The sequence below is a fragment of the Galbibacter sp. PAP.153 genome, from assembly GCF_037029175.1.
Lineage (GTDB): Bacteria > Bacteroidota > Bacteroidia > Flavobacteriales > Flavobacteriaceae > Galbibacter > Galbibacter pacificus.
Genome location: NZ_JAZEUN010000026.1, coordinates 1 through 12,400 on the forward strand (window position 1 = coordinate 1; position 12,400 = coordinate 12,400).

Here is a 12,400-nt window from a genome sequence, read left to right on the forward strand (position 1 = left end):
TTAACTTAACACTGTTTCTTAAACTGTTCATAATTAAAAATTTAAAGGATTAATATTATTTTTAGCCGTAAATTCGGTTCATTCAAATTCAACAGTACAAAGATTATATCCCCTTGGTTGCCTATTCGGTTATTACGTGGTTACTTTCGCTTAAATTCGGTTGTAAACATTTGTAATCGTTTGTAAATAACTAATAACATCAGTTGCATATGGAAACTATAAGTAAAATAGCACTTAGAAACCTTCAAATTGAAGATTACCTGGAACTTCGTTCGTCCATGATTGAAGCCTATAGCGGACTCGACGACGCCCCTTGGAAAGAGCACGAAATAAAAAAATTGCTCAACATTTTCCCAGAAGGCCAATTGGTAATACTTGTAGACGGAAAAGTTGTAGGTTGTGCGTTGTCATTAATTTTAGGTGAAGCCGATATAGACACCAATCACACTTACGAAGAAATCACTGGAAATTATACCTTTTCTACCCATAATCCGCTAGGTAATATTTTGTACGGCATCGATGTTTTTATTCATCCAAAATACAGGGGCCTACGTCTGGGCAGAAGGCTGTACGATAAACGCAAAGAACTTACGGAACAGCTCAACCTAAAGGGCATTATGTTTGCCGGGCGTATTCCAAACTATAGCAAATACGCAAAAGAGATCAGCCCGAAGCAATACATAGAAAAAGTACGGATGAAAGAATTGTTCGACCCTGTTTTGGCATTTCAGCTAAGCAACGATTTTCACGTGAAAAAAATATTGAAAAATTATCTTGAAGGTGATGTGCATTCGTTGGAATATGCTGTTTTGATGGAGTGGAACAATATTTATTACGACGAAAGCCCAAAACTTATCAACGCAGCAAAATCGGTAGTGCGCCTTGGGCTGATACAATGGCAAATGCGGCCCTTAAAAAATCTGGATGCCCTATTCGAGCAAGCAGAATTTTTTATTGATGCCGTTTCTGGTTATGAAAGCGATTTTGCCTTGTTCCCAGAGCTCTTTACGGCACCTTTGATGGCCGATTACAATCACCTCAACGAAGCAGATGCCATTAGGGAATTGGCAAAATATACAGAACCCATTCACCAAAAATTTCAAGAATTTGCCATTTCGTACAATACCAATATCATAACTGGCAGCATGCCCCATATAATCGACGGAAATCTTTACAATTCCGGTTTTTTGTGCAAAAGGGACGGATCTTCAGAAATGTACACCAAAATACACATAACACCCAATGAAGTGGCACATTGGGGGATGAAAGGGGGAGACGTGATAAAAACCTTTGATACCGATTGCGGAAAAATTGGCATCATGATTTGTTACGATGTTGAGTTCCCGGAATTGAGCAGACTATTGGCAGACGAAGGCATGCAACTCCTTTTTGTGCCATTCCTTACCGATACCCAAAACGGTTACACGCGTGTTAAGAGTTGTGCACAGGCCCGTGCCATAGAAAATGAATGCTACGTGGCCATTGCAGGCTGTGTTGGAAATTTACCCAAAGTAAACAATATGGACATACAGTATGCGCAAGCTGCCGTTTTAACACCGTCTGACTTTGCATTTCCCAATAATGGCATAAAAGCAGAGGCCACCCCAAATACCGAAATGACACTTTTAGTTGATGTAAATCTCGACCTTTTAAAGGAATTGCATGAGCATGGAAGTGTTAAAATTTTAAAAGATAGGCGATTAGATTTGTATGAAGTGAGAAAAAAATAGTATATTTAGAGGATATTATCCCCTAAACCTCAAAATAAATGATAATTAATTTAAAAGGAGAAGTATGGAAAGACTTCTCAAAAGAAGAATGGAAAGAAAATGAAAAGTACAAAATCTCCAACTACGGCAGGATTATAAGCTACAAATACAAAGAAGATGGAGAAATTATAAAGCCGGGGCTGGTTGGTGGCTATGAAGCCATTACCGCCATTAAAAAGGACAGAAAAAACGAGCTGCTGTATATACACACAGGGCTGTGGCAATTTTGTTTATAGACAACCCCGAAAAATTAAAATTTGTAATTCATAAAGACCATAACAGAACTAATAACGACTACACTAATTTGCTATGGGTAAACAGGAAACAGCTTACCGAGCACAATAAAAACAGTCCTAAGATGCTTGCCGCCAAAGAAAAAAGAAAAACGCATAGAACGTATGCAAAACTCACCGAGGCAAAAGTAAGGCTCATAAAACGAAAAATAAACGATCCCAACCGCAGGACCCGGTTAAAAATGATTGCAAAACAATTTGGTATCTCCGAAATGCAATTGTACAGAATCAAATCTGGCGAAAATTGGGGAAGCGTAAATCCATAATCCAGAGGCTACAATGGGCAAATATTGTCTTGAATGTAATGGAAAAATTATTGGTAGGTCCGAAAAAAAATATTGCAGTGACTATTGTAGGAACACCTACAATAATAAACTAAACAAAGACAATAAAAACCTAATACGTAATATTAATAACCGCCTTAGGAAAAATTATAGGATCCTGGAAGAATTAAATCCCGATGGCAAAACAAAAACCACAAAATCCAGATTATTGGACAAAGGGTTTGATTTTGAGTACATAACCAATACATATACAACAAAAAAGGGAACAACCTATTTCTTTTTATACGATATAGGTTACCTCCCTTTGGATAATGATTTTTATATGCTCGTACGCAGGGAAAGGTAATAAATCAATAATTATGGCTGCTAAGTTTTAATGCGGCAACCACAATATCTTTCCTGCTTATTTGTCCAACCAGTTTTCCGTGCTCCATGACGGGCAGGCGCCTTCTATGCCCCTTATAAAATCGGGACGCGGCATCAAAAATATTCATGTCGTGCGGTATGGTCTCTACGTCTTTCGTCATGAAATTTTCAACATTTTTCTCAAGAATGGGCATATTAAAATAACGGCTTTCAGAAATTTGTTTCATACAATCGGCTTCAGAAATAATCCCCATTAAATGTCCGTATTCATTACATACGGGGCCTCCCGAAATCCGATGTTTTATAAACAGCTCCATAACTTCCAATATGGATTGTTCAGGTCTAAATAAAACTAAATTCTTAGTCATATAATCTTCGACTAGAATCGGAGCCTTGTATTCTTTCTTTTGCTCTTCCCGTGCTCCCTGGAAACTTTTAATGCCCATATGTATCCTTTTTTAAGTTTGGTGTAAATTATAAAGTTAATGAATTTTTGCTAATTAAAATATATTATTCTTAATGAAATAGTTAATTTTTATCAGTTTATTAAATTTATAAGCTTCGTAAAATTATTCATACTTTAATTTTTATAATTACATTTATAATAGCCAAAAAAAATTGCATGAAAAACCTTACTTCCATTTTAACCTTTATTGTTTTTGTTGCATTAGCCACCTGGCGCTTCTATGATTTAACGCCGCAAGCGGAATATGCTCCTAAAGAAATTTCGACCGAAAATGTTTTAAAGCACATTAAAACAATTTCCAAAAACCCTCATTTTGTGGGGACTGAAGCTCATGAAAAAGTAAAACAATACATTATCTCTCAATTACAGGGCATGGGCCTAAAAACAGTGGTGCAGCAAGGGTACACCAGCGGGGACTGGGGAAATTTAAGTAAGGTCGAAAATATTATTGCAACAATAAAAGGAACCGGAAATAGCCAAAAAGCACTTGTGCTCATGTCTCATTACGACAGCAACCCTCATTCTTCCCTTGGCGCAAGCGACGATGCCGTTGGTGTGAGCGTAATTTTGGAAGCCGTTAAAAGTTTTATTGAAAAAGACAAAGCACCTAAAAACGATATTATTATACTATTTACAGATGCCGAAGAACTTGGGCTAAACGGGGCTCAGCTTTTTGTAAAAGAGCATCCTTTGGCGCAAAAAATCGGACTTATTTTAAATTTTGAGGCTCGGGGAAGTGGTGGTCCAAGCTATATGCTTATTGAAACAAACGGGGGCAACAAAAACATGATCGAAAGTTTCAATAATTCAGGAGTACAGTTTCCCGTAGCAAACTCGCTGGCTTATAGCATTTATAAAATGCTACCAAACGATACCGATTTAACAGTATTTAGGGAAGATGCCGATGTTGAAGGATTCAACTTTGCTTTTATCGACGACCATTTTGATTATCATACAGCAAACGATAGTTACGAAAGGGTTAACAAGAAAACGGTACAGCACCAAATATCTTACCTCCTCCCTTTGCTGGACTATTATGCCAATTATAATTTAAATGAAATCAAGGCCAATACCGATTATATTTATTTCGATTTTCCCGTTTTTAACTTTGTATACTATCCATTTAGCTGGATTTTCCCGATGCTTATCCTTGCAATAGTACTGTTAATTGCCTTTGTAATTATAGGAATTAAAAATAAAAAGTTAACGGGAAAGGGTATATTTAATGGTTTCCTTGCTTTTTTTATATCGTTTATCCTAGCCGGGTTAATAGGCTATTTTTGTTGGCCCGCCTTGAAAGGCATATACCCACAATATGCCGATATTCTACAGGGGTTTACATACAATGGACATTTTTATATTGCCGGGTTTACAGCATTAGCTTTTGGTATTAGTTTTTATATATACTCAAAATTTAAAAAAACTACTGCATCAGAGTTGTTAATAGCACCCATTTTCATGTGGATACTTATTTGTTGCGCAACAGCCATGTATTTAAAAGGCGCCAGTTTTTTTATAATTCCTGTTTATGGGGCATTGGCGGCCTTGTTCATATCCATTAATAAAAAGAGAAAAAAGCCGGCAACATTATTTTTAATCATTCTTTGCGTGCCCGCCCTTTGGATTATTGCTCCCCTAATACAAATGTTCCCTATAGGTTTGGGCTTAAAAGTATTGGTATCTTCTTGTATTTTAAGCGTTTTGCTTTTTGGTCTGCTATTACCCATTTTTGGACCGTACAAAAACAAAAAAATCTTTTCGTTACTAAGCTTTGTTGTATGTGCATTTTTTTTGGTAGCAGCTCATTTCCAATCGGGTTTTACCAAAGAAAGACCACATCCCACCAGCCTTGTTTATATGCTCGATGCCGATACCAACAAAGCAGAATGGGCAACTTACAACCATGTTTTAGACCCATGGACAGCACAATATTTAGGGAATGAAAAACAAAAACCCGGTCCCGGCAATGATTTTAGCAGCAAATACGGCACTGGATTTTCATATATTTCCAAAGCGCCGCTTAAAAATATCCCGCCACCCGATATTGCTATCATTTCCGACACCATTTATACCGATAAAAGGCATGTAACTCTTTGCGTTACACCGCGCAGAAATGTTAATAGGTTGGAAATTCTAACTAATGATGTAGAAATAGTAAGCTGTACCGCAAATGGAATTGCATTAAGTAACGATTTTTTAAAAGATAGAAACCAACGCCTTTTAACACATTTTATAAGCAACAACGAATATACAGAGCTAAATTTGGTATTTAACAGCAAGGAAAAACCTCAACTAATTTTTTATGAAGCCTCAAACAATTTGTTGAATCACCCTTTGTTTAGCGTACCAAAAAGACCCGACAACAGTATCCCCATGCCTTTTGTTTTAAACGATGCCGTTATAACCAAAAAAACACTACAATTATAATGACAAAAAAAATTGCCATATTGGGCTGCGGATGGTTGGGCTTACCGCTTGCCATTTCGCTGGAGAAGAAAAAGCATCAACTAAATGGGGCCACTACAAGCGTGGATAAAATACTTAATCTGGCCAGGCACAATATTAATCCGTTTTTAATAGCCGTACACCAACAGCATATTGAAGGGAACATCAGTTATTTTTTAAAAGATGTAGATATTCTAATAATAAACATCCCGCCCCGGATTAAAAAAAATTCAGGACATAAATACGTTTCTAAAATTCAAACACTTTCAAAAAAAATAGAACAATCGGGAGTTAAAAAAGTAATATTTGCAAGCAGTTCTTCTGTTTATGCCAGCAAAAACGATATAGTTGATGAAAACACGCCTCCATCGCCCGAAACCGAAAGCGGGAAACAAATATTGACTTCTGAAAAAATTTTAAGTAACAACCCGCACTTTAAAACAACAATTATAAGGTTTGCTGGGCTTTATGGCAACGACAGGCACCCAGTAAATTCCCTTTCGGGAAGAAAAAATATTGCTAATCCACGGGCACCCGTAAATTTAATCCATCTTACAGATTGTATAGGAATTATCAATGCTGTAATCGATAAAGAAATATGGGGAAAAACATTTAATGCCGTGGCACCGCAACATCCGGAAAGAAAAGATTTCTATGTTGAAAAAGCCCACAAAATGGGTGTTTTACCTCCAACATTTAAAGAAACTACAAAAACAAAGGGAAAAACCGTTACCTCAATATTAATTAACAAATATTTAGATTACCATTTTGCTTTTCCAGACCTTTCTGATTAAATCAAGTTAAAATCCTTAACACAGCGACTATTTTCTAGTTAAATATTGGTTAAACACGATAAAAAATAACAACAGTACACAGGGCATTTAGTAATTTTACAATGTAAAAGAAACGAAATATTTGTTTTTCATTTTTAGAAAACTTAGAAGATAAAGTTAGGTTAGGTTTTTAAGTTAGTTTAGATTAGTTTATTAAAAAGGAGAATTGTTTTATACGGTTCTCCTTTTTTTTATTGTTGCAACAATTCTACCTTCCAATTGAAAAAAATTAATAGATTTGGCACATTAAACAAACACTTATTACTTAAGAAGTTGCAATTTTATATTTACAAATAATGTTTTCTACTATGAAAAATTTATTCATTGCGTTGTTTTTAGCAACCACAATGCCTGCTTTTTCCCAAAGCAACCAAGCACTTGCCCAACATTACGAAGCCTTTTATAAACAAATGAAAAAACAAGGCGATGTAAGGGGCGTTATAAATGCACTGACCCATCTAAATGTGCTCAACCCAACAGAAGCCAGAAAAGACACATTGGCCTTCTTTTACAGCAATTCCGGTCAGCATGTACAGGCAATAAACCTTCTTGGGACCGAAAAAGACACCAAAGCATCAGATTTGGCCGTGGAAGTAAAAGCCCGGTCTTTAAAGGCTCTTAACCAGCCACAGTTGGCCGTTCAACAATTTGATATTATGTTCTCGCGTGAAGCAGATGTATATACCGCTTACGACTTGGTTGACCTCAATTTACAAATAGGAAAAACCGTAGAAGCCCAAACCTATATAAAATATGGCCTGGAACATACAACCAACGAAGATATGCTCCCCTTTTATGAGGCCAACCCACCATACCAAGTTCCATTGAAGGCCGCTTTTAAATATCAGGAAGGCTTGCTAAAATACAATGAAGACAAAACCAATATAGACGAAGCCATAAAACCTATTGATGAATCCATTGTTATGGCCCCCAACTTTAAATTGGCAAAGCAGATACGGGAACTTTTATTAAACCAAAAAGAAGCTGCCGAACAACAAAACCCCCAAACCCCGACCGAAGATAAATAGAAATAACCGTTATAAATAAAAAGAGGTGCTTAAAAATTAATTTTTAAGCACCTCTTTTTTTAGATATCTACCTTTACCAAATTTTAACGCGTTCTTCTGGAGCTACATACATATCGTCTCCTTCTTGAATATCGAATGCGGTATAAAATGCATCAATATTAAGCAACGGTTGAGTGGCCCTGTACATTCCAGGTGAATGCGGATCGGTTTTTATCCTATTTCTCAAGGCTTCATCTCGCATTTTTGTTCTCCATACGGTTGCCCATGACATAAAGAAGCGTTGTTCGGGGGTAAATCCGTCAATTTTTCCGGGGTTGCCATGTTCCTTTAAATACATTTGAAGCCCGTCGTAGGCAGCGTTTACACCGCCGAGGTCGCCAATGTTTTCTCCTAAGGTGAACTTTCCGTTAATAAATACTTCAGGCAATACTTCAATTCTACTGTATTGAGATGCCAATGAATCTCCCAAGGCGTTGAACTGGGTTAGGTCTTTGTCGGTCCACCAGTTTACCAAATTTCCATCAGCATCATAATCGGCACCGCTATCATCAAAGCCATGAGAAATTTCATGACCAATTACGGCTCCCATTCCGCCATAATTTACAGCGGCATCGGCCGTAAAATTAAAGAAAGGGGGCTGAAGAATAGCCGCAGGGAAAACAATCTCGTTGTATGATGGATTATAATATGCATTAACTGTTTGTGGAGACATGTACCATTCGCTCTTGTCTACCGGTTTTCCTAGTTTATCTATTGTCCTGTTAAAATTCCATTGAGCCACGTTTAACCCGTTTTGAAAATAAGAACCTTTTTCTTGTGTCGTATTTACTTCCAGTGCAGAATAATCCTTCCATTTGTCTGGATATCCTACCTTAATAGTTGTTTTCTCAATTTTTTCAATCGCTTTCTTTTTGGTTGCTTCATCCATCCATGGCAAAGCATTAATCCTAACTTCGTAAGCTTTTATGATATTGGAAATCATTTCTTTTGCCTCGGCTTTGGCTTCGGGTGGGAATTTTTTATCAACATATAATTTCCCCAATGCTTCTCCAACCGATCTATTTACCTTCTGCAATGCTCTTTTTTCTAGAGGCTCTTGTTCTTTCGCCCCTCTTAATTCCTTGCTGTAAAAATTCCAATCGGCCCTATCTATTTCGGTGGTAAGGGAATTTGCTGCACCGTTCAACATTGACCAGCGCAAATATGCTTTCCAGTCGTCTACGTTTCCAGCACCAAATACATCTTCCAACGATTTTGTATAAGCTACTTGGCTAATATCTACGGTATCTACCACCGATGCCCCGATAGTGCCGAGGTATGCTTTCCAGTCTATTGAAGGGACCATTTTTTGAAGATCGGCAACCGCTGTTGGGTTATAAGTAGTCTTTGGGTCGCGACGTTCTACTTTATCAAGCATTGTCTTTGCCAATTGTGTTTCGAATGCTAAAATTTGATTGGCTTGTTTAGCTGCTTCCGTTTCATTGTACCCAATAAATTGAAGCATCTTGGTAATATGTGCCACATACTTTTCTCTTATTTCTTTAGTAGCTTCATCTTCTTCTAAATAATAATCCCGGTCGGGAAGGCCTAATCTTCCGGCTCCTAAACCTGCCCTATTTTTGTTACTATCTTTTGCATCGGCACCTACCCCGAAACTAAAAAATACTGCCCCAGTATACGGCGTCATTTCGGTAATGTATGCTTGTAGGTCTTTTATGTTCTCTATGGCATCAATCTTTTCAAGATATGGCTTTAAAGGGGCCACAGCTTGCTCGTTTCTGGAAACTGTGTCCATAATGGACTGGTATAAACGAACTGCTTTTGCCTGATCTGATTTTGGATCTAGATTTGGGTCTTTTTCTGCTTCATTTAAAATTTTCAGGGCATCGTTATCGGTTTGTTCCCTAAGCTCGTTAAAACTGCCCCAAGTTGTTTTATCGTTTGGAATTTTTGTTTCATCCAGCCATTTGCCATTTACGTACCTAAAAAAATCTTGTTTCGGACTTACGGTTGTATCCATATAAGAAAGGTTAATACCGGGTATTTCTTTTACTTCGGCCACCTCTTTTTTCTTTTCGGTCTCACAGGACATAAATAGCAAAACCGATACAAGCCCATACAAAATGGGTTGTTGAATAGTTAACTTCATGTTTTTAATATTTGATTAGTTTTGTTATGAATCTCCGCAATTTAAAACAATTTGTTAACTGTAGTTGCTAACCGTTTATAAATTAACACTTTGTTAAGAAGTATGCGTTTTATATTTATTTTGATGGTGGAGGAGGCGCGTTATAACAAGCAAAAAAGGTTATTCGGCATCCTTTCCTTCCAGAAATTCTTTATAAAGTTTGCTTTTTAGGGTCTCCGAGAGTTGTAGCCTTACCGCATTGTATGCATCTAAAACCCTTTTTCGGGATATATTTATAGAATCCAGCGGGGAGTTCTCGTCCAAGCGGGTTTTAAATTGCTCGGTAAACGTAGTTAAAACCACCAAACGGCTTCTTACGGCGGGAACATTAAATTTTTGCGGAAACAAAGAGTCTTTTTCAATTTCACCATCCAAGCGGATGAATTCCTCTGCAAAATAAGTGAGGTCTCCACTGTTTTGGCGTTGAAACTTTTCCATTAAAGTACTAAGCTCCTTAAAAGTTTTCCATTTATTTATTTCTTCAAGTTTTTCCTTACTTATTTTATTAATGGCCGGCAAACTGGAATAGCTCACTTCTGTGGTTGTTTCTTCCGAATTATTTTTGTCCTGTTTATCGTCGCTTCCACAATTATACATTACCAAGCATATGCCAATAATTAATATGTACTTAATAGTTCTCAAAGAAAGTTATTTTGTTTACGGGTTTCAAAGATAATAGAGTAAAACAAAATAACCTTCATTTTGAGTTTAATTTAACCTGTACACAAGGTTATATGGGAACGGTTTAATTTTAGTACTATTCCGTATAAAGTATTTTGCTTTTTTTAGAAATGCCATTTTCGTTGAAGGCCTCCACTTGATAATAATAGCTTTGATCTGTATTCAATGCCCTTAATTCGTAATTTGGACTGTCGTACATTAATGCCGAAAGATTTAATTTATCTTTGGATATTCCCCAATAAATTACATATCCGGTTGCGTCTTTATCTTCGTCCCAGGTAAGCATGGTGTTTCTCCTGTCTTCTTGACGTACTGCCTTAAAATGCGAAGGTGTTTTGGGAGTTTTCCCTTGTCCGTTGCCAAAAACCCGCAATTCTGAAATAGAAAGGTATTCATTGGTGCAATATACGTGGTTGTATTTTATATACCTGGCCTCTACGGGCTGCTTCAACTCTATGTACCCATGTGGCATGTCCCTATTGTTTTTGGAATAATCTGCAATGGTTTGCCATTTTTTCCCGTCTAAGGAAGCTTCTATGGTAAAGCGTTGTTTTAAGGTATCGGGACGACCAAATATTTTACTTTTATAATCTTGAAAATTTATTTGAATTGCCTTTACGTCCATGGGCTTTTCCATGTCCATTTGCACGTAAATGGAATCGTTGTTGGCTGCCGAAACCCAATAAGACCGTATCTCTTCATCGTTGATCTTTTCTATTTCAAAGCCGTGAATTTGTTCCTGCATATACCCTTTTTCACTTTCATCTACCACTTTGTTTTCGCCTTCGACTAAAGGAGAATTTGTTGTTACGGGTTTTTTGTAAGACAATAGCATCCATCCCGTAAAACGTTCCTTATGGTCTTTTACATTCGTTCCCGGTAAATAATGCGGGTAATCGCCATAAGCTGTATTTACGTACATTTGTCCGTTATCTTCAAAACCGGCAGGATACATGCCCAGTCTTCTCTCGAACTTGTAATTAACAGAAATAGCCATTGTTGAATAGTGCCAATAATTACCGTTGTTGTCTTTAACGGTACTTCCATGACCCGACCCCTTTAAAAAGCCTCCAGGCTTGTATGATATTGGATTATATGGGGCATAGGTAAAAGGACCCAATGGGTTTTTACTGGTATAAACACCGTCGGCATAAACATTCCATTGCGTTCCCGGTGCTCCATATTCCAAATAATAAGTATCTCCGTGCTTAACCATCCACGGGCCTTCAATAAAAGGTTTTATATCCGATTTATGGTCTTGTCCAAAACGTTCCCAACCATGTTTGTCTGGATGTAGATTGAATAAATCCTTTTGTTCTCCTTTCGGAATATAATAATTGGCCGTATCGAGTTCTACGCCATGAATAGGCCATTTATTTGAAGATTCTTCGTAAAGGTAAACCCGATTATCGTCATCGACAAAAAGGTCTGGATCTTGTACCCCGTTGGGAACATTTATTACGGCATAATTGGTTTTCCAGTCGCCAAGGTCCGGATTGTCTGTTTCTATAACGGCCCCTCTTCCGGATGGGTCCCCCAACACTAATATTTTTCCGTTTCTAACCATAGCGGCCGGTGCATTGCAACCATTGAAGTACCAACTTTGCGGATTGATAAACTTCCAATCACTCATATCGGTTGAAGCCCAATACCCATGAGACCGGGTAACGAACATATAATATTTCCCCTTGAAGTTCACCACCGCAGGGTCGGCCCCAGAACGGTATGAAACATCGCTATTACCCCTGTAATGCGACATATAGGAATAATCTATATCGATAGGGTTGCAATAGGTTTTGTATTCTTTTTTTGAAAGGTTTGTTTGTGCTTGTAACGATAGCGATGAAAGTAAGATTATTGAAAACAATGTGTACTTCCATGACTGCTTAAAAGTATAGATCATGATATGGCGGTATTAAAAATATAAGTGAGTTTCGAAACTACTTAAAAGTTATACTTGCCCCCAAAGAATATGGTACATCAAAACTACATCAAGTATTTATTTGATTATGTATTAACCCCTAACAAGCTTACAATAAAACAATTA

At 37.3% G+C, this 12,400-nt stretch carries 11 protein-coding genes; 7 read left to right on the forward strand and 4 right to left on the reverse strand.

Annotated features, from left to right (window positions below; translation table 11 throughout):
• Positions 1 to 209: 209 nt before the first annotated feature.
• The 4 genes from UXI14_RS15190 to UXI14_RS15205 are packed head-to-tail and all read left to right on the forward strand — an operon-like array spanning position 210 to position 2,692.
• Positions 210 to 1,730: a bifunctional GNAT family N-acetyltransferase/carbon-nitrogen hydrolase family protein gene (locus tag UXI14_RS15190; RefSeq protein ID WP_335966850.1), complete on the forward strand. Its 1,521-nt coding sequence runs from the start codon at positions 210 to 212 to the stop codon at positions 1,728 to 1,730.
• Between the two features lie 38 nt (positions 1,731 to 1,768).
• Positions 1,769 to 2,005, forward strand: a complete 237-nt coding sequence (locus UXI14_RS15195) for an NUMOD4 domain-containing protein (RefSeq protein WP_335966851.1) — start codon at positions 1,769 to 1,771, stop codon at positions 2,003 to 2,005.
• A complete protein-coding gene (locus tag UXI14_RS15200) occupies positions 1,987 to 2,328 on the forward strand; it encodes an HNH endonuclease (RefSeq protein WP_335966852.1) in 342 nt (113 codons plus the stop codon). Before UXI14_RS15195 ends, UXI14_RS15200 begins: the two co-directional genes overlap by 19 nt.
• A 13-nt stretch (positions 2,329 to 2,341) precedes the next feature.
• Entirely contained in the window at positions 2,342 to 2,692 is a 351-nt protein-coding gene (locus UXI14_RS15205) for a hypothetical protein (protein ID WP_335966853.1), read from the forward strand.
• A gap of 4 nt (positions 2,693 to 2,696) precedes the next feature.
• Here the strand turns inward: UXI14_RS15205 and UXI14_RS15210 are convergent, their stop codons facing one another.
• A complete protein-coding gene (locus tag UXI14_RS15210; protein ID WP_277900244.1) occupies positions 2,697 to 3,158 on the reverse strand; it encodes a CBS domain-containing protein in 462 nt (153 codons plus the stop codon).
• Positions 3,159 to 3,334: 176 nt separating this feature from the next.
• Between UXI14_RS15210 and UXI14_RS15215 the strand changes: the two genes are divergently transcribed.
• From UXI14_RS15215 to UXI14_RS15225, 3 genes are all read left to right on the forward strand, one after another.
• Positions 3,335 to 5,605: a M20/M25/M40 family metallo-hydrolase gene (locus tag UXI14_RS15215; protein ID WP_335966854.1), complete on the forward strand. Its 2,271-nt coding sequence runs from the start codon at positions 3,335 to 3,337 to the stop codon at positions 5,603 to 5,605.
• The gene (locus UXI14_RS15220) at positions 5,605 to 6,417 is read left to right on the forward strand and encodes an SDR family NAD(P)-dependent oxidoreductase (protein WP_335966855.1); all 813 of its coding nucleotides are present in this window, start codon (positions 5,605 to 5,607) and stop codon (positions 6,415 to 6,417) included. Before UXI14_RS15215 ends, UXI14_RS15220 begins: the two co-directional genes overlap by 1 nt.
• 347 nt (positions 6,418 to 6,764) lie before the next feature.
• Positions 6,765 to 7,484 carry a hypothetical protein gene (locus tag UXI14_RS15225; RefSeq protein WP_335966856.1) on the forward strand — a complete coding sequence of 240 codons (720 nt, stop codon included), beginning with the start codon at positions 6,765 to 6,767 and terminating at the stop codon, positions 7,482 to 7,484.
• A gap of 73 nt (positions 7,485 to 7,557) precedes the next feature.
• On the opposite strand, the gene UXI14_RS15230 is transcribed toward UXI14_RS15225, so the two are convergent.
• The 3 genes from UXI14_RS15230 to UXI14_RS15240 form a co-directional block, all read right to left on the reverse strand.
• Positions 7,558 to 9,633 carry a M13 family metallopeptidase gene (locus UXI14_RS15230; RefSeq protein WP_335966857.1) on the reverse strand — a complete coding sequence of 692 codons (2,076 nt, stop codon included), beginning with the start codon at positions 9,631 to 9,633 and terminating at the stop codon, positions 7,558 to 7,560.
• Between the two features lie 159 nt (positions 9,634 to 9,792).
• Positions 9,793 to 10,314: a hypothetical protein gene (locus UXI14_RS15235; RefSeq protein ID WP_277900249.1), complete on the reverse strand. Its 522-nt coding sequence runs from the start codon at positions 10,312 to 10,314 to the stop codon at positions 9,793 to 9,795.
• Between the two features lie 115 nt (positions 10,315 to 10,429).
• The gene (locus tag UXI14_RS15240; RefSeq protein ID WP_335966858.1) at positions 10,430 to 12,256 is read right to left on the reverse strand and encodes a family 43 glycosylhydrolase; all 1,827 of its coding nucleotides are present in this window, start codon (positions 12,254 to 12,256) and stop codon (positions 10,430 to 10,432) included.
• Positions 12,257 to 12,400: the final 144 nt, after the last annotated feature.